This is a genomic window from Paenibacillus sp. FSL R10-2796 (genome assembly GCF_037965315.1).
GTDB lineage: Bacteria > Bacillota > Bacilli > Paenibacillales > Paenibacillaceae > Paenibacillus_AQ > Paenibacillus_AQ odorifer.
Genome location: NZ_CP150178.1, coordinates 646,132 through 669,539, shown reverse-complemented (window position 1 = coordinate 669,539; position 23,408 = coordinate 646,132). Strand labels below are relative to the sequence as shown.

Genomic DNA, 23,408 nt, shown 5'->3' with positions numbered 1-23,408 from the left:
TATGCCAGAAAGCAAGATATCCCTGACCCAGTTTGAACAATCGGGCAGGGATATTAGCTATATTTATTTGTTCGTTAATTTCTGCAGCTCCATGTTCAGCTTAAGAACATTTACCCGCTTTTCACCAAACAGCCCTAGATCGCGACCTTCGGTCTGCTTATTCACTAGCTCTTCCAGCTGCGCGGCTGGAATCCCAGTCAAATTACTGATCCGGGGAATCTGCACAATTGCCGACGCAGGAGTGATATGCGGATCAAGACCTGAACCCGAGTTGGTTACTAAATCAACCGGCAGCTTGTTTACAGGCACATCCGGATTATCCAGCTGCCACTGTGTGATGGAATCCTTCGTCCGCTGCAGCATATCCGGGTTGGATGGGCCGTAGTTATTGGAACCTGAGGCTTCCGCTTTATAATCAATGCTGGATACACGGCCATGGAATAATGCCGGGTCCGTAAAGCTTTGCCCGATGAGTTCTGAGCCCACAACTACTCCAGCGTCATTCTTCAGCTGACTGCCGTTCGCTTGCGATGGCATCAGAACTTGAGCAATCGCTGTAGTAGTCAGAGGATAAATCACTCCGCAAAGAACAATAAACACTAGACATAGCCGTAATATAATAAAGAAATTAGCACCCTTCGATGATGACAACTGTTCTTCAGCGTCCGCAATCGATTTTCTGTTATTCACGATGCTCTCACCCTTTCAATGATTAGTCAATCCGTTGTTAAATCCATACACTTACGAGCAAATCAATAAGCTTGATGCCCGCAAAAGGAACGACTACTCCACCTAAACCATAGATAAAAATATTACGTCCCAGCAGCTTCGTAGAACTCATCGCTTTATACGAGACACCTTTCATAGCCAATGGGATCAGCAGCGGAATAATAATCGCATTAAATATTAATGCAGATATAATTGCCGAGCTAGGTGAACCCAATCCCATGACATTCAGGGCTTCCATTTCAGGAATGGCGAGCATGAACATTGCCGGAATAATTGCGAAGTATTTAGCGATATCATTCGCAATACTGAACGTTGTCAACGCGCCCCGCGTCATCAGTAGCTGTTTACCAATAGCTACAACCTCAATGATCTTCGAGGGATCGGAGTCCAGATCAACCATGTTTGCTGCTTCCTTAGCGGCTGTAGTCCCACTGTTCATCGCTAAGCCCACATCAGCTTGGGCAAGGGCAGGTGCGTCATTCGTACCATCACCAGTCATTGCCACCAGCTTGCCTTCGTTCTGCTCACGGCGGATAACCGCTATTTTATCCTCAGGTGTACTCTCTGCAATAAAATCATCTACCCCTGCTTCACGGGCAATAGTAGCTGCGGTCAGCGGATTGTCCCCTGTACACATGATAGTCTTGATTCCCATTTTTCGCAGCTCATCAAACCGCTCTTTCATGCCTGGCTTAACCGTATCCTTTAAGTAAATAAGTCCATAAATCCGGTTGTCTACCGCAACAGCAAGCGGGGTCCCCCCCATCCGAGCGATAGCATCGGAATTACTGTCGAGGTTCGCGGGAATGACTCCGCCCTTCGACTGTACCCATTTCTTCACGGAATCGACTGCCCCTTTACGAACAGATCGTCCATCAAGTAGATCTATACCACTCATCCGGGTCTCAGCCTTAAACTCTACGAACTCTCCGCCTTCAGCAAGTTTGCTGTCATAGCTGCGCTCCAGCTTCTTAGCCAGCTCAATAACCGAACGTCCTTCCGGAGTCTCATCCTTTAGCGAACTAATAGCTGCCCAAGCCGTAAGCTCAGCTTCCGTTTCATCTCCAACAGGCACAAAATCACTCGCCATCCGGTTTCCGAAAGTAATCGTACCTGTCTTATCTAGAATCATTGTATTAATGTCGCCGGCAGCTTCAACGGCCTTCCCTGACATAGCAAGGACATTAAACTGTGTGACGCGGTCCATCCCTGCTATCCCGATAGCGGAGAGTAGGCCCCCGATTGTGGTCGGGATCAGACAGACCAGCAAGGCGATCATAACAGGAATATCTAGATCAACGCCCAGATAAGTCGCAATTGGCCGCAAGGTCACTACTACAATCAGGAAAATCAACGTCAGACTGATCAAGAGTGTATTTAGTGCAATTTCATTGGGTGTCTTTTGACGTTTCGCCCCTTCAACGAGGGAGATCATCCGATCCAGGAATGACTCACCGGGATCACTGGTAATTTTGACTTTAATCTCATCACTGACTACCCGGGTGCCGCCAGTGACTGAGCCAAAATCTCCGCCGGCTTCCTTAATAACAGGTGCAGATTCACCTGTAATTGCAGATTCATCTACGGAGGCCAGCCCTTCAATTACTTCACCATCGCCAGGGATAAGTTCTCCCTGACTGACGATGACAATATCTCCTTTACGAAGCTCGGAAGAAGAAACGGTCTTCACAGACCCTCCAACGAGTTTGTTAGCTGTGATATCCTGTTTCGTTTTCTTGAGTGAATCCGCCTGGGCTTTCCCGCGGCCTTCAGCCAGCGCTTCAGCGAAGTTGGCAAACAGCACTGTGAATAGCAGAATGAACAACACTGTGATATTGAAGCCTACCGATTTCTCTGCATTAAAATATCCGGGGGCCAGTACCATAAGCAATACAATAATCGTACCGATTTCGACTACGAACATGACCGGATTTTTAATTAACGTCACCGGGTTAAGCTTAATAAAGCTATCCTTTACAGCGCTTAGGAGTATGGGTCCCGTCAGCAGCTTTTTTCTTTTTACAGTACTCATCTTGTTCTCCCTCTTCCTACCGTAAGGTCAAATATTCTGCAATCGGGCCGAGCACAATGACTGGCAGAAACGTCAGAGCCCCGATAATTACTACGGTACCAATCAGAATTCCGGTGAACAGACCATTGTCTGTGCGGAATGTGCCAATCGTCTCAGGAACTGGCTTCTTCTGGATCAGTGATCCTGCAACTGCCAGCATCGCGATTATAGAGACATAACGGCCAAGCAGCATTACGATTCCGGTTGTAACATTCCAAAAGGTGGTGTTGTCCGCAAGCCCTTCAAATCCTGAACCATTGTTCGCGGCAGAAGAGACATATTCATATAACACTTGGCTAAGTCCATGGAATCCGGGATTCGTGATGGAACCGTTGCCCAAGTCCGTTAAGAACGCACCTGCTGTTGGTACAAGGATAATGAATGGATGCACAAGGATAGCAATCGCAATTAGCTTCATCTCCTTGGCTTCTATCTTTCGCCCGAGAAACTCTGGTGTTCTGCCAACCATTAGTCCACATAAGAAGACACCCATGATGGCATACATCAGCATATTGATTAGTCCGACACCTTTTCCCCCGAAGACGTTGTTGAGCATCATTAGGGCCAGAGGGGTAATGCCACCCAGCGGTGTCAGCGTATCATGCATATTGTTAACACTACCTGTCGTAGCTGCCGTTGTTACCGAAGTGAACAGCGAAGATTGCGGGATACCAAAACGTACCTCTTTACCTTCCATGCTGCCTTGCGAAGACTCGATCCCCAGCGCATTGATAGCTGGATTGCCTTTGGTTTCCGCATAATAATTCAATCCCAGCAGTAGTACGAACAAGGTCATCATTGCTGTGAAAATCACCCAGCCCTGACGTTTGTTCTTAGCGAACAACCCGTACATATATGGCAAAGAGGCTGGCAGCATCCACATAGAGAGAATCTCCAGAACGTTCGTAAGTGGATTAGGGTTCTCAAAAGGATGTGCTGAATTGGCTCCGAAGAAGCCGCCACCATTCGTACCTAAGTGTTTAATTGATTCCAAAGAAGCGACTGGACCGATAGCGATTTGTTGCGTCTGGCCTTCAAGTGTAGTGACCTCAAGCGATGGCTTGAGCGTTTGTGGCACATGCAATCCTACCAGCACCAATGAAACTAGCAGAGCTAATGGAATGAATACACGAATATGTGCTTTTACGAAGTCCTCGAAAAAGTTCCCGACTGATTTCTGTCCTGTAATCCCTCTGACAAAAGCAACCGCAACAGAAAATCCGCTCGCTGCAGACGTGAACATCATCATCGTGATGACTGCCATTTGTGAAAAATACGATAGTCCCGTCTCCCCGCTATAATGCTGCAGGTTCGTATTGGTCATAAAGCTGATCACCGTATTGAATGAAAGCGTCTGTTCCATATCGGCAATTCCATTCGGGTTCAGCGGCAATCCCCGCTGTAATCTTAGAAAAATATAACTGAAAGCAACCAGTACGATATTAGTTAAAACAAAGCTGAGTGCATACTTCTTCCAGGACATTCCGTCCCGTTTTTTCAGGCCGATCAGCTTATAAATACCTTTCTCTGTGCCTGCAAACCAGCGATCCGTACGATTCGGTTCGTTAGAAAATACATGATATAAATACGTTCCCATCGGCTTGACCAGCAAGATGAGAATTACAATTACGACGACTATTTGCAAAATGCCCATGAATGCCCCTCCTTAAAATTTCTCAGGATGAATCAACGCGTAAACCAGATATATAAACAACAGTAGGGTAACAGCGATTACTAGAATCACAGCTTATCCCTCCCCGTATCCTCAACTACACCTGCGCACCAGCGCATAAAGCCATAAAATAACCCGTAAATTACAGCTAACGAAGCCACCATATACAGATCCATCATATCTTCCGCACTCCTTCCATTATCCTTGATGAGGTGATCTATCGATTAGAAAATCAGCATCACCACTATGGGAATAGATTACATAGCTCGCACCAAGTCTTTTATAGACCAATCTAGGATTTATTGAACTTGTAATCACAAAAATCGGCTGTGTCGTCCAGGTACGGCACATCTGAATATAGCGGCAGCAAAGCGGAAAGCTGCTCTCAAACAGATATACCCTGCCTACCGGGAACGATGGGCGAAACCAAGTGCTCTGATGGCGGGTATCCACTAGAATAACCTGCTCAATCCCGAGCTCCTCAAGTAAAGCTTTCTCAGCCACATTGTTGGTTAATCCCGCCATCTTAATACCCCTGAACTTCAGAAGTTTAATGAAATGTTCTCCCGCCTTTGTAGGCGCACATACAAGCACATATTCATTCTGATCCGTCATCTTTTTTTCTCCTCCTGCTCATTTACAACAAGGAGGCAACGAAAATCTCCGAAAGGATGTTGACCTATCGTCATTTTCGGGCACAACCTAAAGCTCGGTTGTGTCACGTCATTAGACGCTGCCTTACAAATACCGCTAATGATGAATTTAGCGACCTCTTAGGGGAGGCCTCCATAAATGCTTTGCTTCTAAGAGCACAGCAAAAAGCCACAAAGGATCTCCTCTGTGGCTCGCTAGCGGTCACATTGCACTCATCCTCTCTCCATACGCTTACGAGGTTAGCTGTCGGATTCGGGCGGTGAGAGTCGCCCTACCTGTATAGATGCGAGCTCACTCACACCCTCTACAGGATTCACCCCATAATCGGCTTCCGACTCTCACATCGGCTGCCGATTGTTGGTTCCCCCGCTTTCCTTACCGGAAATTAAGCGGATCAAATATTCGATTGTCGTTGAAACAGGAGTAATCATACTCTTATGCACGAAGACTTGTAAAACCTGAATGATGCCAAAATAATGCAAATTAAAAACTATTTTCCCATTAGATAGCGCTTACTTGATATCTAATCTCTCTATATCTCTTGTTTACTCGAGTTTGGAGCGTTTAATCGCTATCTATAACCCATGTGATTTTATTCACCTTTTTAGAGCGAAAATACTGCAAATTCCCATTATAGGTAGAAACGCAAGAAGCTGAGGCTGAGCGAGAAAGAGGCGCGATAACACGCCATAAATACCTATTTACCTCGTTTTTCAGTCGTAGTCGGCAGGATATGGTTAAAATTGCTCTAAAAGAACATTTTCCGTTTTTTACAGAAAATCTTGAAAAGAGTATGATTCGGGTTGAATCTAATTCATGAAAAACAATCAACGCTGAGTTCCTGCATTCGCAGGGAACGGGGGAACCATCAGGCCACCTGGCCTACTTGGGGTGAATCCAAAGGAGACTGCATAAGTCTCAATAGGTAGGGCGACTCTCACCGTCCGAATCCGACAGCTAACCTCGTAAGCGTAAAGAGAGAGACCCTTGATCCGCCACGCTTTGGCCCAGGTATATCTGCCTGTAATCCAAAACCGCAGCAGAGGTCCTCCTCTTGCTGCGGTTTTTGCGTTACCTGAGCTTATTAGGTGATAGCACGCTGGATGGGGTGAATGTTTTGAAGCACTATTATTTAGGGATACATCAAGGGCTGCTTGAGCCGATAAGTCTAAATTACGTTTGTTTCGGGGCCTTGTGGTTCGAAGAACATAATCACAGGTACATTGTAGGCTATGCATTTGGCCAGAACCAGATCCAAGCCCTTCGCCAGTTCAGCACACCTTCTTCTTGTAAAGACTGTTTAGACTCTAAGATTGTATATGAGATATATAAAAAAATTCGAGAACAACAGCAGCAGCAGGATTGGTCATCACACCAAAAACTCCCGTGGTTTACAGCCTTCAAGGAGCCTTGGAAAGATGTAAGCGCCGGTTGGTATGTCTTGAGATCCCGCAGCACCTTTCCCTTACATCTATCTGTTATACGGAAAGAGAAGTTCCGACTATGGCTAGAGCATACCGCAGTCTGTGAGAATAAAATGGAAATGCTCGCTTGTGTAGAAAAGGCTAGTGTCACTCATCATGTAGACTTAAAGCTTTTGGAAATCTAAGGAGGAACCCTACTATGGACCAGCGCAGACTATCCCGCATTGAAGTATTTGTATTGGATGAACCCGAGCCTATCCACTATGGAATGGAAGGGGCTGAAGGCTGCCGTTATGGTATTCTAAAACTCACCTGTAAGGGAGGTTGCAGCTGGGGGGCTTGTCTGATCTCTGCCAACACCAAAAATTTCGATCTCATTAAATGGAGTTCTTTTTTACGGGCTATCTGTCATTGCCGTCTTGAGGAAGCGCTGGATAAGGTCCGCCGCGAAGGTTCAGATTGGGAGCAGGTTAAGCTTGAGCTAGTTCAGGGTGCTTTGCAGGATTTAAAGGCCAAGCTCCAGGGTAAATCCTTGGCAGGGCATATTCAGCAAGGGCGTCTGTACAGTGTTGCAGCAGGGGGGAGCAATTCCAGAAGTGAACGGCTCTACTACAAACCTTCCAAAGCTTTATCCAGTACCTCCCAGCAGAAACACAGTTGCCCGGAACCAGACACCGCTGATCTCATCAATAAATCAATCTCTTACTTTTCTATATTATAGATTCAAGCAAATCTCTCATTCTGAAAGGATCGTGTTTCACCATGCCTGACCCCTTACCTCCCGAGTCCACCTACAGTACTAAATTTGCAGAGTGTGTCCAAAAGTATACTAATGAAGTCTACGTACTTAGTTCCATGTTGTTAGAACAATCTAATGAGGCGGACAAGGTTACTATACGCACCTTCACAGAGCTTCATAAAATATATCGTCAGGATGAATTCGATCCTCAGTTATTCTCTATCCACGCTTACCGCACTTGTATTCGCCAGTGTGCTGATTCTTTTGCCCGGCGCTCGCTTCTATCGGCTAAGGCATTACCTTGGGAGGAACAGCTTGTGAAGGTATTGTGGTACGGCTTAAAGCTGCCTCTTTCTCAAATAAGCATTATTCTGCAAAAAAGTGTTCCTGCATTGAAAGCACAGCTTAGAGCTGTACGGGAGCAGATGACCGCCCAAGCGGATGTACTAACGAGCGCAAATCTTTCTATAATTTAGTCTCTGACTAGAATTCAAACGATCTTTGAGCGCATGAAGCATCTAACGGACTCAGGAGCCTTTAATTGAAGCTTTTCCACAAATATGGCCGGCGTTCGGACTCCAGTAAAAATCTCGAGCGATGAGCGTCTTGGATCGTCTTAAAGCAAGCCCTAATCATCTTCCACCAAGACAAGGCTTACGGACCCAGATGACGTTACTTGCACGTTTATCGCCTTTTGAGCATAGTATCGGACTCCAGTGCAACTATTTGGTTAAAAGAGCTACTAATTCACCATTTTTCATGCCAATAGCGACTATAGTGTCCGATATCTTGCTAAATCTCGATGATTGTTGCATTTAAGTGCTGCTGGGTCCGTTAGCTATATCAGCTCGTATACAAAGAGATTGCCAACTCAAAAACGGGGATATCCCAACAACCATAAATGGCTGTTAGGATACCCCCGAAAATTCAGTTCCTACTATTACACTTTACTCTTACGCGCCTTACCGTACATCCACAATCCTGCCAACATCCCCACTATAGCAACACCAGTCAATACGCCTTGAACGAAATCCATAAAAGTGGAGCCATCCGGAAGCATTCTACTAACCGTAGCCAGCGATACAGAACTCATTAAAAGCATAATGTTATATTGTTCGCTTGTAGACATCATTAGCACTCCTTAAAAGTTATATGAGGTCTTCTTAGATCTTGTAAGCTTTCATTGCTTTTCTGATTTCTTTAATACTTGGGCGTTTGCCGTACATCAGTACGCCGGTACGATAGATCTTGGCTGCCAGCCATCCGAAGATGAAGGTAGTCACAAGCAGGATCAGCAGCGATACAATGACTTGCCAGATCGCCACCTCGCCGACACCAATTCGGAGCAGCATCGTTAATGGTGAGGTGAAAGGCACATAACTCGCTATCTTAACCACTAGAGTATCTGCATTGGAGATACTGAACAGTGGAACATAGAACGCTACGAAGCCTAACATCATGATTGGCATTACCGCCTGACCGAGATCCTCCGTACGGCTGACAATCGAACCTACAGCCGCATACATCAAGGCATAGAGGAAGTAACCTAATACGTACAAGACAAATCCATAGAGCAGCAAGTTAATATTGAGCTGGCCTAAATCGAGATCAAAATCAGCCAATACAGTCGCATTATGCGGGAGCGTCAAATTGACGACGATCGCTGCGACAAAGATCCCAATTTGCAATATTCCTACTAGGAAAACACCGATAACTTTACCGAACATTTGCGCTAAAGGTGAGGCACTTGTAATCAGAATCTCCATAATCCGCGAGCTTTTCTCAGAAGTTATCTCAGCGGCAATCATGTTGCCTGTCATCATAATGGACATAAAGAACAACATAAGCATGGCATATAAGATAATGTAGTTAATGGCCGGAGTGTCCTCCTGAGAGCTTTCACTGCCACCGCCTGCGTTAAGCTGTTGTGTAGTAATCTGCACTGGTGTTGACATTGCAGCAATCTGTTCAGAGGTCAGCTTGTCACCAACGATATATTGTGTGTTTGCTTGCTGAAGTGCATTTTGAAGATAAACTTGCACATCTCCGTTTAGTTCTCCATCATTACTATGATAAGTAACGGGTGGAAGCCCTTCACCAATAGGTTCCGCAAAAGTAACATAACCTTCTACTGTCTCTTCATCTAATGCTTTCTTTAACTCGGCATCATCCGCAGAAGCATATTGTACTATCTTAGCCTGTGGCATGCCTTCTGGCGCAGTATAAGCCTTCAACAATTCTGCAACCTGATTTCCCTCTTCAGCAATCACAGCAATTTGAGTAACTTCACTTTTGGCCGAATCACCCTTAAACTGATCGATGATATAGGGAAGATTCATCCCTATGCTGAGCAATAATACTAGAATCAAAGTAGTAATCATAAATGATTTCGTTCTAACTTTATTTTTAAAGGTAAAGCCGATAATTGTCCCCATCTTATTCATTAGATTCACCCACCGCTCTGATAAAGATTTGGTTTAACGTAGGTTCCTTGATTTCAAAATGCTCCACTTCACCCTGTGCTATCGCCTGCTGTAAAATACGCTGTGCTGCACCGATCTCACTGATCGATAACAGATACCCACGCTCCAGCCGTTTCACTGCTGTAACACCTGCGATGGACTCCAAACCTTTTACCTCATTAGCTGTACGCAGCAATACTTCTTCCCGCGGGTAGCCATTCTTGATCGTGCGGATATCCCCTTGAACGACCGTATTGGATCGATCGAGAATCGTAATGTTACGGCATAGCTCTTCCACATGCTCCATCCGGTGCGTAGAGAAGAGGATACTTGTTCCCGAATCACGTAATTCTTTGACCGTATCTTTCAGCAGCTCCACGTTTACTGGATCCAGCCCGCTGAAAGCTTCATCTAGAATCAGAATCTGCGGCTTATGAACGACAGCGGCGATAAAGCCCATTTTTTGCTGATTTCCTTTGGAGAGCTCTTCTATTTTTTTATTGTAATAATCCGGAACCTCGAATCGATCCAGCCAATAGCGCAAGCTCTTATCTGCATCACTAGCTGACATCCCACGCAGGCGGGCCAAGTAAACGATTTGATCACTGATCTTCACCTTAGGATATAGTCCACGTTCTTCGGGCAGATAACCCATAAGTTGCTGCAGTTCACTGTTGAAAGGTTTCCCGTTATACAAAATCTTGCCCTCATCAGGGTAGATTAGGCCGAGTACCATACGCATCGTGGTTGTTTTCCCCGCGCCGTTCGCCCCCAGTAATCCGTAAATTTCCCCTTTACCTACGGTTAGGTTAATTCCGTTTACTGCGGTTTTTTCTCCATATTGCTTAACTACACTTTCCAGCTTTAAGGCTTCCATTTCTCTAGTCCCCTCTCTTGTGGTCAATTAGAATAGGACGATGACCCTGTGTCCATAAACTTAATATTTCGTCCAGCTCCAAACTGCGCCTCTTGATAACCTTTACGCCCAAGTCATGAATGCGTTTCTCGTTTTCAGAAAATTGTTCTATGATAAAAGAAGCTACACCCGGTGTATCCATGGTGAAGTACAAGCCTCCTGGCAACTCAGCCGATAACTCCGCAAGCTCCTCTTCATCCGCAGCATTCACCCAAACCTCGGTCCAAGCACCGAACAGACTGTCTTTTTCAGCCATACCCAGCAGTTCTCCCCGATGCATAAGGACGATATAATCCGCCAGCCGTCGCACCTCATCCACAATGTGTGTGGAGATGATAATCGTTGCGTTGTGCTCATCCATATATTTACGAAGTGTCTCGATCATAATCTTCCAGGCAAAAGGATCAAGACCCGATGAAGGTTCATCCAATAGCAGCAGACTTGGCCGTGCCGCAAGTGCTAAAGCAATTTCGAATTTCCGGCGCTCCCCTTTAGACATCTTCGAAAGTCTCATATGATACGGAACCTCAAAGCGATCCATCAGCTCGTGAAAATACTGATCGTCCCAATTTGGATACCAATACTTCCGAAATCGAGCTGCCTCCTCTGCATTCCAGTGGTTCTCCTCAGTAATTGACGTTTCAGGAACATAGGCAATGGTCTGGCGAAGCTCCAGAGACAACCCGCTATCATACCTGTTCTCGAACCAATATATCTCGCCTTCCTCTGGATTAGTCAGCTGCATCAGCAGATTCAGCAGCGTGCTTTTGCCGGATCCATTCTGACCTACCAAAGCTGTAATATATCCTTTAGGCAGATTCAGGGTCAGTGGCCCTATCGTCTTGTTTCGCCGCCGTTTAAGTACATTCCGCAATTCTATAGCCATCTGTACCATATGAGTAAGCGCCCCCTCTCAATCCTTTTCTCTATACTTGCGTTCTACAATCTCCATAAAAATCTGTTCAAGTTCATCCTTGCTGCAATGTACCGATCGGGCGATATCCACTGCACTTTCAAGTGCTTTGCCAACCGTTTCACGTTTATATTCTTCCATGGCTCCGTCACCTACATGGGATACAAAGGTACCTGTTCCTTGTCGCGTTCGCAGCAAACCTTCGTTCTCCAGATCCTGATATACCCGCCGCACGGTAATTACACTGCATTTCAGATCTCCTGCGAACTCACGAATCGAGGGCAGCAGCGTACCTTCTGTAATGACTCCGCTAATGATTAATGATCTAAGCTGAGTCTCTATTTGATGATAGAGGGGCTCTGCACTATTTTCGTTGATTTGTACCGGTATCCACATTATTTACACCTCGCCTTCCACTCTAGCGTGCTAGAGCGCAGTCCTTGCCATTTCCGATTTTTTATATGAGATTGCGACTTTTCAGCCGATGTATAGTCCATTTAGAGAATAACTGCACAGATATTGTTCCCAGCAGAAGTGACCCCCACATGATCGGAGATAACAGCCCCCACTCCTTCGAATAGGAGATACTGTATAAGAACAAACTGCCTCCGCCCAGTGTAACTAAGAACGATGTTGCCCACGATAAAACTACGATAAGCAATGTTAGCCATAGATAAGCTTTGCCGCTAAAAAGATATTCAATAAAAATATATAGACCTGAGACCATGAATCCGAAGCCGAGCCAAGTAATCGCAAAAGCTATATACGAAGGAACCGCCAGTTCTGCCCGGAAATTCTCTCCTAACAAGTAAATAATAACGAAGAATAACGTACCATTTAGAGTAAAGGAGCCCACACCCTGAAGTTTCCTCCGCGATAATATTACTGCAGCTGGGATCGGTAAAGTTCGTAAGTAAACCAACATTTTTGTGTAAGAGTCTTCACTCCAATATTTCATGGAGCGGCGAGAGAATGTTAATCCCAATAAGGGGATAAAGGAGAGAAATAAGAAATCCGCTAGCATCGTCCGATCCTGCTCACCTAGTACATCATTTGCTATCAGGCTAGTCAGTCCACCAAGATAACTCATAAAAACAACTGTTATTACGAGGGTCCCTAATATTTTTAATTTGTCTCCGCGAAAATCAGAGCGCAACATAAACCATGAATCTTTTAATGTTCTCATTAATGCTAACCTCGCTTTACAATGTCTTCAGCGTCTAGCAGAAGCAGGTGTTCATATCCCTGTGCTTACTGTATATATCTATATACACAGTATATGACCTTGATTTTACATTGTCAATCCTGTAACTGGAAATTATTCAAAAGAAATAGGAGGTTTATGTAACCTCACACTTCAAGCTTATGAAGACACTCTCGAACGTTAGGTAACGCTTATTAATTGAGATTAACTACAATGAGGGGGAATTGAGGCAGAATGCTACGGGGCGAATGTAACTGGGATAATTGAGTTTATTAGATAATTCATTCTGGAAATGAAGTAGTAAGCGCTCACTCTCTGCTTCTATGCAACGTGTTGGTGTAATGTGTGTTGAGGGAGGCGGGTATGGCGGATGGTGCGGTATCGGGGGCGGGGTGCTGATTCGGCTGCTGACTGGTTCAGGTTTCGGGTGTGGGATACCGTTTCGGCTGCTAGTGCAGTTTCAGGTATGGGATATGGGCGACTGCCGGGCGGATTAACATTAGGGAAAAACTCCCTAAAATCTGCCCAACCGAGCTTAGATTATTAGTTTTTAGGGAAATCCTCCCCAAAAATTCAGCTATTACTCCGTTATTGAGCTAAATCCATTCACTTTTAGGGAGTATTTCCCTAATTATGGCCTTTTTGAGCTATTTCCGTTCATTTTCAGGGAGGTTTTCCCCAATTACATCTTTTTCGTGCTAACTTCGTTCAATTTCAGGACAGATCCCGAAGCTCTACAAACCAAAATAAGCCCATCACCCGCAATCCCTACTCAGGAACATGCAGATATATAGGCTTATTTCATAACTATTTACGGTTCTGCTACTTTAGTGCTGTTCATTCGCTCAACGCACTAAACTCTGTGCTCTATTCAAGCACTTATTTTACGCACCCAAAATAACTTCCCACACCGGCTTGGTGTGTCCACCTGGATACAAAACATACAACAGCACGTACACCATAACGCCTGTAATCGCTGTGATAAACCAGATTATAGATGTCACTCTGCCCCACTTACGGTGCTTGGAATACTTCGCCTTGAAACCAAGTGTTAACGTAGTAAGTCCGAATACCGCAGCTACGGTTGCCAGAACGATATGGAAGATCAAAAACACTTGATAAATTGTCTTCAGTTCATCCGGTCCACCCCATGAGGTATTTCCCACAAACAACGTTCTCGATACGTAAACAATAAAAAACAGCAGCGCAGCGATAGCGGCAGCAATCATCGTTTTCTTATGCGCCTCGCGTTTGCCCTTGATAATGAGCCACCAACCTATAGCCACCAGCACCGCGCTGATCACGATGAATGACGTACTAATAGTCGGAAACACTGTGAAAATATCCATGATTCTCCCCCTCGGCAGTCTACCAGTTATGCACGGTTCAAGTTGCTCTCCTGAAGTGTTGAGGATGGCGTCGACAATTCATCGTCGTCTTGTCCGTTCTCTTTTTTATACCAATGATAGAACACATAAGCAAGCATAGAGGCAAAAATAAATTCCTGAATGAACTTCATCGCGATGCCTCCCACCTGTTGATCCACCTTCGGCGACATCACTTCAAAGAATGCAGGACCTCCAAAATTCTGAAGTAAAACAGAGGGGTCTCCCGAGATACAATAGCCCATAGCACGCGCCCAAGTCTCTGGATCACTGTAAGTGGCGTAGAGCGGATGATCGGCAAATATAATCAGCCCGCAAGCCGGCGTCAGCAATACCATGTTAAGAAAAATAAATCCAATCTTCCCAAGCCCACTCGCCATACGATGTTCCGGCAGCGGATTAATCAGTGTCCACCACATTAAAGCAGAGGTCAGGAACAAAACAATGTAATAAATACGATGAACAGTAAAATGCAGCATCACATAATCATGAATAACAGGAATATGGTACAAGGAAAAAAGTCCGTTAAACAATAGAGCAGCTACTACCGGATGAGCTAAAAAAGATAACCGCCGAAGCGGATTCACCTTTAGTATCCTGCGCCAGATAAAATCTGGAATTCCAAGCATAATCAGCGGCACCGCTACCAGATAAGACAAGGCCATACTGACCATGTGGAAGGAAAACATCATATGCCCTAAAAGGCTAATGGGTCCTCCTTGTGCCAGATAAAGGGCAAGCATCCCGCAGACAAATAACGCTCTACGCCAAAATGGCACCGGTAATGAATCGGCATAACGCCCAGCAATCGGACCAATCCACACAAAATAACCTGCTGTCAGCAGCAGCATTACCGCTAGAAAAAGCGGACTCCATAGTTCAGCAAAACTAAAGTATTCTAATCCCAGCATAATCCCAACCTCCTAGCGCAGGAATTCATATATCTAAACATCAAAAAGAGGGGGCATCGCAGCCCACCTCTTTCATTATCGTCCGTTAATTCCACCAAACCCAATACAGCGACATAACAATACAGGTCCCAGCGATAAAGAAGCCGCCCAGCATGAAGAGAATCGGCAGAAGATGCCCTTTATCTTTTAGATGCATCCAGAAGCCCATCTGTACAATGACCTGAAGAACAGCCATTACCAGCAGCAAAATAATCGCAAAGGTTGCATTTACGCCCCCAGCCGCAACAGCAGCGAAAGCAATCAATGTTAAGACAATGGAGAAAATAAAGACAACAATATGTTTCTGTGGTCCTTCATGCCGATGACGTTGCTTATACCCGCCGCTATCTGGCATATGCTGATCCGTCGTCATAGTGCCTAGCCCACCTTTCCGAGTAGGTATACAACCGTAAAGATGAAGACCCATACTACATCGATAAAATGCCAGTACATGGCTGACACATACACTTTTGGTGCAGTAACAACCGTTAACCCCTTGCGGGCGAGCTGCCCGATCAAGATGGAGATCCAAGCGATCCCGAAGGCTACGTGCGCACCATGAAATCCTACCAGTGTGTAGAATGCCGAGCTGAATGCACTTGTGGTCATTCCGAATTCTTCGTGTCTTACATATTGAGTAAACTCATAGATCTCCAAAACCAGGAAACCTAAACCTAAACCTACAGTAACTAAAAGCCAATTCCGTAGCAGTGCCGGCCGATTTCTGTGCATTGCTTGAATAGCGAATACACTCGTCAGACTGCTTACCAGCAGGATGAATGTTGCAGCGGCTACAAGCGGCAGGTGAAACAGTTCATTCGCCGAAGGCCCCTCATTCGTCTGATTACGCAGTGCGAGGAAAGTAGCGAACAACGTGCCGAACAATACCGCTTCGCCGCCTAGAAACAACCAAAAGGCAAGAACCTTGTTGCGTCCTTCGAGCGTAGCTTTTTCCGGCTCGTGCGGAAAGGTATCCTTAGAAGCTTCTGCATGTGCCGTTGTCATGTCCGCTCACTTCCTTCCAGCTCTTCAGGTTCAATATGCCATCCGTGATCATCATACAGCGAACGCATCAGCATGGATCCAAATGTAATAATAAGACCGATGGCTGTAACGATATAATTATTAAACAGGAAGCTCATAAAAGCATTGCCGAATTCATCACGGCTAAACATAAAGCCAAGCCCAGCGATAAAAATTCCGATAGACATCGTAAACGGTAAAATCGTTGCTGACGGCATATGAATTGAGCCCACCGGCTCTGCTGGTGTCATGCCTTTATTCCCTGCTACTTTTTCTTTCCAGAAGGCATCAATCCCCCGAATAAGAGGTGTTTGCTTGAAGTTATATTCTGGCGGCGGTGAAGGAATGGTCCATTCCAATGTACGTCCATCCTCCCACGGATCATTGCCTGCATCCGCTGGTTTTCTGGAAGTCAGGAAGATGTTCACCAAGAAAATAATCATACCAACACCCATAAGACCTGCACCAATGGTACTGACTAGATTTAGCAAATCAAATTGCTGATTTGGTAAATAAGTGAACACGCGGCGCTGCATCCCCATAAGCCCAAGGAAATGCTGTACAAAGAAGGTCAGATGGAATCCGATGATAAACGTCCAGAAAGTCCACTTGCCCAGCGTCTCACTCAGCATCCTTCCGAACATTTTGGGCCACCAGTAGTGCAGACCTGCGAACAGGCCAAGCACCAAGCCACCTACAATAACATAGTGGAAATGCGCTACAACAAAATACGTATCATGGAACTGAAAGTCAGCAGGTGCGGACGCCAGCATCACTCCAGTTACTCCCCCCATAGTAAATGTAGGAATAAATCCTACAGCGAACAGGTTAGGGGTTGTGAAACGTACTTGCCCGCCCCACATCGTGAACAACCAGTTAAAAATTTTAATCCCGGTCGGAACCGCAATTAACATCGTTGATACGGAAAACAACGCGTTAGCTACAGGTCCAAGTCCAGTTGTGAACATGTGGTGAGCCCAAACCATAAAACCTAAGAAGGCGATCAAGATAGTTGCAAACACCATGGAGCTATATCCGAACAGTCTTTTACGCGAAAAGGTTGGGATGACCTCGGAAATAATCCCGAAGGCAGGCAGAATGAGAATATACACTTCCGGGTGACCAAATATCCAGAAGATATGCTGCCATAGCACTGGACTTCCTCCGGCTCCAACTTCGAAGAAATTGGCTCCTAGAATCCGGTCGAATGTCAGCAGTACTAAACCTACTGTTATTGCTGGAAAAGCAAACAAAATAATGGCGGAAGTAATAAATGTGGTCCAGGCGAACATCGGCATCCGCATATAGGTCATTCCCGGCGCACGCATCGTAATGATCGTGGCTAGAAAGTTAATCCCCCCGATGAGGGTCCCTAATCCGGCAATTTGCAAGCCGATCGTATAGAAGTCTACACCGTGTGTAGTGCTGTATGTACTCGTAGATAGTGGGGTGTAGGCGGTCCACCCGGCATCAGGAGCACCACCCATAACCCAGCTAAGATTCAGTAGAATCCCGCCGAACAGGAAGGTCCAGAAACCAAGTGCATTTAGAAAAGGAAAGGCTACGTCACGTGCACCGATCTGTAGCGGAATGACGGCATTCATGAGTGCGAAGATGACTGGCATGACGCCGAGGAAGATCATCGTCGTACCATGCATAGTTATGAGTTCATTAAACGTTTGTGCATCCAAAAAGTTATTCATCGGCTTGATGAGCTGCCAACGAATCAGAAGCGCTTCAATTCCCCCGATGCCAAAAAATAATCCTCCGGCCCATAGGTACAAAATCGCGATTTTTTTGTGATCGACGGTTGTTAGCCAATCCATAAGTCCTGTATGGCGCTTCACACTGTGGCCGTGCCCCAGAGGCTTGGATGAATTCAAGGTATGCGCAGCTTGAGCCAAAGTTCGTCCCCCCTTTTCGAAAGTTCCGCCCGCCTTTAGGCTAAGGCATTAGTCCAGCTTATAGTTGGCCAGATACTCTGCAATGCCATCAATCTCAGCATCACTCAGGCCCAGATCTTTGGGGTTAGGCATCAGATTGCCTGGTTTTACGGATTGCGGGTCGTGCAGCCAGGTTTTGAGATTCTCTTCAATCGGCGCACCATCTTCCCTCGTGTCGTCGTTGAGCAGAATTCCAGCAATCGATTCCCGAGAACCAATTCCGGTCAAGTTCGGCGCATTATTAATCCCTTGATCGCCTACAGCGTGGCAAGTCAGACATGCCGCTTTGAACTTCTCAGCTAAAGCAGGATCCTCTGGCAGCACAGCTACAGGTGCTTTCATCGAATCAATCCACTTTTGAAACTCTTGTTCACTAACTGATTTCACCTTAAATTCCATCAATCCATGAGAAGGTCCACATAGCTCCGCACATTTCCCACGGTAAACGCCTTCATTAGGCGCACTAAAGCTAAAGCGGTTAATCGTTCCAGCTGGGTTGGTATCGATTTTACCGGAAAGAGAAGGGACCCAGAAGGAGTGCAGCACATCTTTAGTTTCCAGTTCAAAGGCGATATCTTTGCCCACCGGAATAATCAAGTCCTGCGCTGTAGTTACCTTATAGTCGGTATACTCAAACTCCCACCAGTATTGGTGGCCGGTTACTTTAACCTTGATCGCATTCTTGTCATTGGAATGATCATCTCCAGCGGCAAACACAGCTTTAACCGTTGGCACGGCCAGTACTACAACAAGGATGAGCGGAATGACTGTCCAGAGAATCTCAAGTTTCATACTGCCCTCAACCTGCTCAGGGATTTCATTCTGACCCGGTCTTCTGCGGAAGCGGATCAGTACATAAGCTGCAATCGTAAAGACAATCAGCAACACCACGATCATAATGCTGATCGACAGCTCCATTAATCCGTAAGATCTGTCTGCTGCAGGTCCCTGTGGTCTGAGTACTGACAAGTCCTCACGACCGCACCCGGCAAGAAAGAGTCCAAACATAGCGGTCATGGGAAGGAGTCGCTTTACAGCCTGCCACGTTTTCATCATTGATCTACCCCGCTTTTCCCGATTTCGTAGATTCCTGTTTTTTTCTGTCAATTATAACAATCACTATTAATATAAGTTTAAGGGAAAGTTTTGTCAATCGTTCACAACTAGTTCACATTGTAATTTTCGACACAATAAACCCTTGTCCCATCTGGATTTTATAGCATTTTATGAAAACGCAAACAAATAAAAAATAATAAAGAAAGCGCATTCAATTTAAAATGTGTCTATTAATTCATTTGACTATTCTATGAGGAAGACTTTTCCTTATTCGAAAATGGACATACAAAAAAAACCGATTCCAGCAACAAAAGTCGCTCGGGCACGGTTTATAAGAATCCTCGTGGATGTTATTACTCAAAATGATGTCTAAAGTTAAGCAAGTGACAAACGTATCTGTTAGCTAGGAGACGGATGAATTCATCCGTACCAACTCGTGTTCCACGACCATGGTCAGTTCTTCTTCATAGCCTCCTGTAATCCGATACTTTCGGACGTACTCCTTTACGAATTTCTTGGGATCTTTGGGCCGGAAAATGCGTGTCATTTCCCGTAGACTTTCCTTGACTTCGTTATGACCTTTACTTGCCATGATCAGTTCCCTCCCAAAACATTGAAAATGAATGCTCCGTTGTAGAGAATGCATGATGAAAAGTACGCCGTAACCTCGAATGCAAGTGAAGTATCCATTACACATACGTGGCTTGCACTATCCGTCAAAACGTGGAATCTAAAGCTAAATCTAGCCTTTGAAACACCGCCTTGCCGGTGAAGCAGGTTCGTCGTGATTTGGGCTGAGAGTAAGGACGCCTGATGAACGATAGCTCCTTGACACTTTTATTACCCGAAGAGCCACTTACTGAATCACTCCTTTCGGGCCTTATCGTTATATTGTATCATATTCCGGATTAACTTCCACCTTTCCTTGTAAAATGTACTATTTGGAAAATATTATTTTTTACAGCTGTCTTCGTAAGTCAGATGTCTCCAAACTGGTTAAAATACAATAACCTATACAGCAAGCGAAATTGTATTTATCAACAAATGAGAAGGAGATCTTTATGGCCCAGCCTGTAATTCCCCTAATGACTACCGCAACGCCAGAAGACACCGATACACGCCGGGAGGGTCTTGAACAAGCCCATCAAGCTATCCTAAAAGAATACCCCAAGATGCATAGCATGCTTATTGTGCGTCATGGAAAACTTATCTTCGAACGTTATTATAACGACCATCATGCTGGAGCATTAAATGATCTCCGTTCTGCCACCAAAAGTTTTGTCAGCGTCCTTACGGGAATCGCTATCGGCCGTGGAGAGATGCCTGATCTCCATATTTCTGTGTCCGAGGTTCTTCGCAAGCATATTCCATACCTTCACTCCCCACATCTCTCAAAGATCACACTCCGTCATCTTCTTACCATGACTTCCGGTTTTAGCTGGATCACAGGGAAGAAACTTGGTGAACCGCTCGTTCGGAACCTCCATCGCAGCCGCCGCTGGGGTTCCTTTGGCCTTAGCTTGAACATTATTCCAGAACAAATCGGCCAGTTCCAATATCGAAGCATCGACTCACATCTAATCTCGATAATGATTAGTGAATCTACAGGTCTTGATGCATTTCCCTATGCAGCACAGCATTTATTCACTCCACTCCGAATGGCTAATACCGCTTGGTTACCTAGCCCCGAAGGACATAGCATGGGTCATATCGGTTTGCACCTAACGTCTCGGGATATGGCTAAATTCGGAATCTGCCTGCTGAATAATGGAGTGTTTGCAGAGCAGCAAATCATCCCAGAACATTGGTTGCAGGATGCACTTACCGCTCAAGCTGAGGGATATCCAGCGTTTGGTGATTACGGATATCAGTTTTGGATCGGTACGATGAGCGGGCAGCCCTACAAGCTCGCCCACGGGCATGGCGGGCAGCAGATTCTGCTCTTTCCCAATCTGGATGCTGTAGTGGTCTTTACAGCAGAGAGCAAGACAAACAACTGGAAGAACCCTCGCAGGCTGCTTGAAAAGTATGTTCTCCCTTCAATGAGCTAAACATACTTTTTCCTGACAAGTCATAGGCTTGTAAGGAAGAAGGATTCGAACAATCAAGCCCCTTCTTCTCCAAGCAGAAGGAGAGTGAGCCCATTGTCCCCTTTTAAATCATCCACCGGATTGCCCGATAATATAGCGGGCGCGTTGTGTTACTTTTTCCCTTTTCTCGGCGGCGTCGTCTTTCTCGCATTGGAGAAACGCAGCCGCTTTGTGCTGTTCCATTCGCTGCAATCACTGATTACCTTCGGGGTGCTGATGATCCTCCACGTTCTAACCGGATTGGTCCCATTCCTCGGTCCCTTGATGAGTGCCCTCGTCTCTCTTTGCAGCTTTGGGGTGTGGCTGTTAATGATCTACCATGCCTTAAGTGGCAGGTGGTATAAACTCCCTTGGGCAGGTGATATCGCAGAAAGTCAGATTCGCCATCTGTAATCCCCCAAAAAGCAGCCCCTCTGATCGCTGAAAAGTATTCCCTTTTGCCCATCCACTCCTTACAATGTAGAAAGGGCATCAATGGAATTCTACAGGCTGGAGGAAATCATATGTATCTATTTATCATAAACCCGCGTTCCGGCGGGGGAGCAGGCGGCCGGACCTGGCATACTGTAGAGGTGCTCATGAAGGAGCGTTCGCTGCCTTTCATGTCCTTGTTTACGCACAGCGTAGAGGGTGCAGAAGCCCTTGCTTTAAATACACTAAAGCATCGCGAGGATTGGAAAGCCGTGATTGTAATCGGTGGTGACGGCACGCTCCATAGCATTTTGGGTGCACTTTGCGGCAAAGATATCCCCATGGGCGTGATTCCTGCCGGCTCCGGCAACGACACCGCCCGGGGGTTTGGCATTCCACTTTCAATAGAAGCCGCGCTGGAGGCCGCCCTTAGCGAGCGGTATATCGAAGCAGACCTGCTTTCAGGAGCAAACGGACTGACCGTAACAGCCGTTGCCAATGGCTTTGATGCTCAAGTGGCCGAGAATGTGAATGCCAGCCGATACAAAAGGCTGTGCAATGCCATTGGAGCAGGCCAGCTCGCGTATATCATCGGCATATTGCATACGCTGATGACGTTCAAGCCCTGCCGGGTAAGCGTAGTCTGCGACGGTACGGAGCACGCCTTCGAGAAGGCATGGCTGGTCTCGATCTGCAACCTGCCCAGCTACGGCGGCGGGCTTTTGATCTGCCCGCAGGCAAAGGCCGATGACGGCCAGCTTGACGTCTGCGTCGTGCATGGGTGCAGCCGCGGGCAGTTGCTGCGGTTGTTCCCCACGGTACTGAAGGGCAAGCATGTGGCTTTGCCCTTCGTGTCTATGCTGCGCGGACGTAGCGTAGCTGTAGGCTTTGCCGAGGCCCGGCCAGCGATCGGCGACGGCGAGAGCCTCGGCAAAGGGCCGCTGGCCGTTCGCTGCGAGCCGGGGGCGCTGCGGGTGCTATCGCCGCTGGCGGCGGACAGCGTACAGCTGCCCGTCGACACTGCAGCGGCATGCGGCAGCAACGGGTAACCTGACCCGTGCATACCATACACACAAAAAACAGCAAGCGACTGGTTCATTACCAGTTCGCTTGCTGTTTTGTATATCCTATAGCTTTTGTTTGAGAATGCATTCCAAAAGCCTCAAACAAGAGGCTCTTCCTCGTCTTCCACGAAAGTGACTCTTCCGTCCTCCAGTGAAGCAATACGCACAAGTGACTCTACGCGATATCCCGCTTCCTGCAGCAGCCGATTCCCTGGCTGGAACGCTTTTTCGATCACAATACCAATTCCAACCACACTTCCCCCCGCCTGCTCAACAATACGGGCAAGTCCGAAGGCGGCTTCACCATTCGCCAAGAAATCATCAACAATCAGCACCCGTTCTCCGGGAGCAATGAATTTCTTCGAAACGGTAATTTCATTCGTTTCTTTCTTCGTGAAGGAGTAGACCTTCTCCACGTAAATGTCTTCTGTCAGCGTCAGCGATTTCTGCTTACGGGCAAAAATCAGCGGAACCTCCAGCTCTAATGCTGTCATAATCCCCGGAGCAATCCCCGAGGATTCTATAGTCAGCACCTTCGTAATTTCTTCGCCAGCGAACCGGCGGATAAACTCACGGCCAACCTCACGCATCAGGAAGGGGTCCATCTGATGATTCAGAAAAGAATCCACCTTGAGCACTCCTTGCCCGAGTACAATACCTTCTTTCAACACTTTTTGTCTCAACAGCTCCATAGTGCTCCTC

At 46.3% G+C, this 23,408-nt stretch carries 25 protein-coding genes and 2 riboswitches; of the genes, 7 read left to right on the top strand and 18 right to left on the bottom strand.

All coding sequences use genetic code 11. The features are described from left to right. Window positions 1–63: 63 nt before the first annotated feature. From kdpC to NST58_RS03135, 4 genes are all read right to left on the bottom strand, one after another. Entirely contained in the window at window positions 64–672 is a 609-nt protein-coding gene (gene kdpC, locus NST58_RS03150) for a potassium-transporting ATPase subunit KdpC (protein ID WP_076193779.1), read from the bottom strand. Window positions 673–727: 55 nt separating this feature from the next. Next, window positions 728–2,761 carry a potassium-transporting ATPase subunit KdpB gene (kdpB, locus tag NST58_RS03145; RefSeq protein ID WP_076124469.1) on the bottom strand — a complete coding sequence of 678 codons (2,034 nt, stop codon included), beginning with the start codon at window positions 2,759–2,761 and terminating at the stop codon, window positions 728–730. Between the two features lie 16 nt (window positions 2,762–2,777). Further along, window positions 2,778–4,454, bottom strand: a complete 1,677-nt coding sequence (gene kdpA, locus NST58_RS03140; protein WP_076141854.1) for a potassium-transporting ATPase subunit KdpA — start codon at window positions 4,452–4,454, stop codon at window positions 2,778–2,780. Between the two features lie 216 nt (window positions 4,455–4,670). Further along, window positions 4,671–5,087 (bottom strand): hypothetical protein, encoded by a 417-nt coding sequence (locus tag NST58_RS03135; RefSeq protein WP_076124472.1) that lies wholly within the window; start codon window positions 5,085–5,087, stop codon window positions 4,671–4,673. Between the two features lie 251 nt (window positions 5,088–5,338). Continuing rightward, window positions 5,339–5,528: riboswitch (cyclic di-AMP (ydaO/yuaA leader) on the bottom strand. Window positions 5,529–5,947: 419 nt separating this feature from the next. Next, a riboswitch (cyclic di-AMP (ydaO/yuaA leader) is annotated at window positions 5,948–6,112 on the top strand. 68 nt (window positions 6,113–6,180) lie between these two features. On the opposite strand from NST58_RS03135, the gene NST58_RS03130 reads away from it, so the two are divergent. Genes NST58_RS03130 through NST58_RS03120 form a run of 3 tightly spaced genes read left to right on the top strand, consistent with a single transcriptional unit; the run spans window position 6,181 to window position 7,765 of the window. Beyond that, the gene (locus tag NST58_RS03130) at window positions 6,181–6,735 is read left to right on the top strand and encodes a hypothetical protein (RefSeq protein WP_076124474.1); all 555 of its coding nucleotides are present in this window, start codon (window positions 6,181–6,183) and stop codon (window positions 6,733–6,735) included. A gap of 14 nt (window positions 6,736–6,749) precedes the next feature. Then, the gene (locus tag NST58_RS03125; protein WP_076302352.1) at window positions 6,750–7,271 is read left to right on the top strand and encodes a hypothetical protein; all 522 of its coding nucleotides are present in this window, start codon (window positions 6,750–6,752) and stop codon (window positions 7,269–7,271) included. 41 nt (window positions 7,272–7,312) lie between these two features. Further along, entirely contained in the window at window positions 7,313–7,765 is a 453-nt protein-coding gene (locus NST58_RS03120) for a hypothetical protein (protein WP_076302351.1), read from the top strand. Window positions 7,766–8,229: 464 nt separating this feature from the next. On the opposite strand, the gene NST58_RS03115 is transcribed toward NST58_RS03120, so the two are convergent. From NST58_RS03115 to NST58_RS03090, 6 genes are all read right to left on the bottom strand, one after another. Then, window positions 8,230–8,421 (bottom strand): hypothetical protein, encoded by a 192-nt coding sequence (locus tag NST58_RS03115; RefSeq protein ID WP_339246181.1) that lies wholly within the window; start codon window positions 8,419–8,421, stop codon window positions 8,230–8,232. A gap of 31 nt (window positions 8,422–8,452) precedes the next feature. Next, window positions 8,453–9,733 (bottom strand): ABC transporter permease, encoded by a 1,281-nt coding sequence (locus tag NST58_RS03110; protein WP_339246179.1) that lies wholly within the window; start codon window positions 9,731–9,733, stop codon window positions 8,453–8,455. Then, window positions 9,726–10,628, bottom strand: a complete 903-nt coding sequence (locus tag NST58_RS03105; protein WP_036676693.1) for an ATP-binding cassette domain-containing protein — start codon at window positions 10,626–10,628, stop codon at window positions 9,726–9,728. The genes NST58_RS03110 and NST58_RS03105 overlap by 8 nt, the downstream gene beginning before the upstream one ends. 4 nt (window positions 10,629–10,632) lie before the next feature. Beyond that, window positions 10,633–11,562 (bottom strand): ABC transporter ATP-binding protein, encoded by a 930-nt coding sequence (locus NST58_RS03100; RefSeq protein WP_339246176.1) that lies wholly within the window; start codon window positions 11,560–11,562, stop codon window positions 10,633–10,635. Window positions 11,563–11,580: 18 nt separating this feature from the next. Next, window positions 11,581–11,976: a GntR family transcriptional regulator gene (locus tag NST58_RS03095; RefSeq protein WP_076124482.1), complete on the bottom strand. Its 396-nt coding sequence runs from the start codon at window positions 11,974–11,976 to the stop codon at window positions 11,581–11,583. A 61-nt stretch (window positions 11,977–12,037) separates the two neighbouring features. Continuing rightward, complete coding sequence (locus NST58_RS03090) at window positions 12,038–12,766, bottom strand: hypothetical protein (RefSeq protein ID WP_076124484.1); 729 nt, start codon at window positions 12,764–12,766, stop codon at window positions 12,038–12,040. A 359-nt stretch (window positions 12,767–13,125) separates the two neighbouring features. On the opposite strand from NST58_RS03090, the gene NST58_RS03085 reads away from it, so the two are divergent. Then, complete coding sequence (locus NST58_RS03085) at window positions 13,126–13,281, top strand: hypothetical protein (protein WP_339246172.1); 156 nt, start codon at window positions 13,126–13,128, stop codon at window positions 13,279–13,281. Between the two features lie 387 nt (window positions 13,282–13,668). Here NST58_RS03085 and NST58_RS03080 read toward each other — a convergent pair whose 3' ends face one another. The 7 genes from NST58_RS03080 to NST58_RS03050 all read right to left on the bottom strand — a co-directional run bounded on the left by NST58_RS03080 (window position 13,669) and on the right by NST58_RS03050 (window position 19,733). Further along, window positions 13,669–14,133 (bottom strand): DUF420 domain-containing protein, encoded by a 465-nt coding sequence (locus NST58_RS03080; RefSeq protein ID WP_076124485.1) that lies wholly within the window; start codon window positions 14,131–14,133, stop codon window positions 13,669–13,671. 26 nt (window positions 14,134–14,159) lie between these two features. After that, window positions 14,160–15,080: a cytochrome c oxidase assembly factor CtaG gene (gene ctaG, locus NST58_RS03075; RefSeq protein WP_076124487.1), complete on the bottom strand. Its 921-nt coding sequence runs from the start codon at window positions 15,078–15,080 to the stop codon at window positions 14,160–14,162. Between the two features lie 85 nt (window positions 15,081–15,165). Then, on the bottom strand, window positions 15,166–15,492 hold the full coding sequence (locus tag NST58_RS03070) for a cytochrome C oxidase subunit IV family protein (protein ID WP_036682505.1): 327 nt from the start codon (window positions 15,490–15,492) through the stop codon (window positions 15,166–15,168). A gap of 5 nt (window positions 15,493–15,497) precedes the next feature. Further along, entirely contained in the window at window positions 15,498–16,124 is a 627-nt protein-coding gene (locus NST58_RS03065; RefSeq protein WP_038568531.1) for a cytochrome (ubi)quinol oxidase subunit III, read from the bottom strand. After that, window positions 16,121–17,968 (bottom strand): cytochrome c oxidase subunit I, encoded by a 1,848-nt coding sequence (ctaD, locus tag NST58_RS03060; protein ID WP_076124740.1) that lies wholly within the window; start codon window positions 17,966–17,968, stop codon window positions 16,121–16,123. Before ctaD ends, NST58_RS03065 begins: the two co-directional genes overlap by 4 nt. A gap of 126 nt (window positions 17,969–18,094) precedes the next feature. Next, entirely contained in the window at window positions 18,095–19,141 is a 1,047-nt protein-coding gene (gene coxB, locus NST58_RS03055; protein WP_076124488.1) for a cytochrome c oxidase subunit II, read from the bottom strand. A 403-nt stretch (window positions 19,142–19,544) separates the two neighbouring features. After that, window positions 19,545–19,733 carry a hypothetical protein gene (locus NST58_RS03050; protein WP_019913840.1) on the bottom strand — a complete coding sequence of 63 codons (189 nt, stop codon included), beginning with the start codon at window positions 19,731–19,733 and terminating at the stop codon, window positions 19,545–19,547. Window positions 19,734–20,202: 469 nt separating this feature from the next. On the opposite strand from NST58_RS03050, the gene NST58_RS03045 reads away from it, so the two are divergent. The 3 genes from NST58_RS03045 to NST58_RS03035 all read left to right on the top strand — a co-directional run bounded on the left by NST58_RS03045 (window position 20,203) and on the right by NST58_RS03035 (window position 22,691). Then, on the top strand, window positions 20,203–21,192 hold the full coding sequence (locus NST58_RS03045; RefSeq protein ID WP_339246167.1) for a serine hydrolase: 990 nt from the start codon (window positions 20,203–20,205) through the stop codon (window positions 21,190–21,192). 93 nt (window positions 21,193–21,285) lie between these two features. Beyond that, window positions 21,286–21,624 carry a membrane protein gene (locus NST58_RS03040; protein ID WP_036682511.1) on the top strand — a complete coding sequence of 113 codons (339 nt, stop codon included), beginning with the start codon at window positions 21,286–21,288 and terminating at the stop codon, window positions 21,622–21,624. A 110-nt stretch (window positions 21,625–21,734) separates the two neighbouring features. Next, window positions 21,735–22,691 carry a diacylglycerol kinase family protein gene (locus NST58_RS03035; RefSeq protein WP_339246165.1) on the top strand — a complete coding sequence of 319 codons (957 nt, stop codon included), beginning with the start codon at window positions 21,735–21,737 and terminating at the stop codon, window positions 22,689–22,691. Window positions 22,692–22,804: 113 nt separating this feature from the next. Here the strand turns inward: NST58_RS03035 and NST58_RS03030 are convergent, their stop codons facing one another. Next, window positions 22,805–23,398 carry a xanthine phosphoribosyltransferase gene (locus NST58_RS03030; RefSeq protein ID WP_076101352.1) on the bottom strand — a complete coding sequence of 198 codons (594 nt, stop codon included), beginning with the start codon at window positions 23,396–23,398 and terminating at the stop codon, window positions 22,805–22,807. Between the last annotated feature and the right edge of the window lie 10 nt (window positions 23,399–23,408).

Excerpts from the sequence above, each read along its gene's own strand:
- kdpB (WP_076124469.1), bottom strand. The coding sequence starts at position 2,761 with ATGAGTACTGTAAAAAGAAAAAAGCTGCTGACGGGACCCATACTCCTA.
- kdpA (WP_076141854.1), bottom strand. The coding sequence starts at position 4,454 with ATGGGCATTTTGCAAATAGTCGTCGTAATTGTAATTCTCATCTTGCTG.
- NST58_RS03135 (WP_076124472.1), bottom strand. The coding sequence starts at position 5,087 with ATGACGGATCAGAATGAATATGTGCTTGTATGTGCGCCTACAAAGGCG.
- NST58_RS03125 (WP_076302352.1), top strand. The coding sequence starts at position 6,750 with ATGGACCAGCGCAGACTATCCCGCATTGAAGTATTTGTATTGGATGAA.
- NST58_RS03120 (WP_076302351.1), top strand. The coding sequence starts at position 7,313 with ATGCCTGACCCCTTACCTCCCGAGTCCACCTACAGTACTAAATTTGCA.
- NST58_RS03115 (WP_339246181.1), bottom strand. The coding sequence starts at position 8,421 with ATGATGTCTACAAGCGAACAATATAACATTATGCTTTTAATGAGTTCT.
- NST58_RS03110 (WP_339246179.1), bottom strand. The coding sequence starts at position 9,733 with ATGAATAAGATGGGGACAATTATCGGCTTTACCTTTAAAAATAAAGTT.
- NST58_RS03105 (WP_036676693.1), bottom strand. The coding sequence starts at position 10,628 with ATGGAAGCCTTAAAGCTGGAAAGTGTAGTTAAGCAATATGGAGAAAAA.
- NST58_RS03100 (WP_339246176.1), bottom strand. The coding sequence starts at position 11,562 with ATGGTACAGATGGCTATAGAATTGCGGAATGTACTTAAACGGCGGCGA.
- NST58_RS03095 (WP_076124482.1), bottom strand. The coding sequence starts at position 11,976 with ATGTGGATACCGGTACAAATCAACGAAAATAGTGCAGAGCCCCTCTAT.
- NST58_RS03090 (WP_076124484.1), bottom strand. The coding sequence starts at position 12,766 with ATGAGAACATTAAAAGATTCATGGTTTATGTTGCGCTCTGATTTTCGC.
- NST58_RS03085 (WP_339246172.1), top strand. The coding sequence starts at position 13,126 with ATGTGTGTTGAGGGAGGCGGGTATGGCGGATGGTGCGGTATCGGGGGC.
- NST58_RS03080 (WP_076124485.1), bottom strand. The coding sequence starts at position 14,133 with ATGGATATTTTCACAGTGTTTCCGACTATTAGTACGTCATTCATCGTG.
- ctaG (WP_076124487.1), bottom strand. The coding sequence starts at position 15,080 with ATGCTGGGATTAGAATACTTTAGTTTTGCTGAACTATGGAGTCCGCTT.
- NST58_RS03070 (WP_036682505.1), bottom strand. The coding sequence starts at position 15,492 with ATGACGACGGATCAGCATATGCCAGATAGCGGCGGGTATAAGCAACGT.
- NST58_RS03065 (WP_038568531.1), bottom strand. The coding sequence starts at position 16,124 with ATGACAACGGCACATGCAGAAGCTTCTAAGGATACCTTTCCGCACGAG.
- ctaD (WP_076124740.1), bottom strand. The coding sequence starts at position 17,968 with ATGGATTGGCTAACAACCGTCGATCACAAAAAAATCGCGATTTTGTAC.
- coxB (WP_076124488.1), bottom strand. The coding sequence starts at position 19,141 with ATGATGAAAACGTGGCAGGCTGTAAAGCGACTCCTTCCCATGACCGCT.
- NST58_RS03050 (WP_019913840.1), bottom strand. The coding sequence starts at position 19,733 with ATGGCAAGTAAAGGTCATAACGAAGTCAAGGAAAGTCTACGGGAAATG.
- NST58_RS03045 (WP_339246167.1), top strand. The coding sequence starts at position 20,203 with ATGGCCCAGCCTGTAATTCCCCTAATGACTACCGCAACGCCAGAAGAC.
- NST58_RS03035 (WP_339246165.1), top strand. The coding sequence starts at position 21,735 with ATGTATCTATTTATCATAAACCCGCGTTCCGGCGGGGGAGCAGGCGGC.
- NST58_RS03030 (WP_076101352.1), bottom strand. The coding sequence starts at position 23,398 with ATGGAGCTGTTGAGACAAAAAGTGTTGAAAGAAGGTATTGTACTCGGG.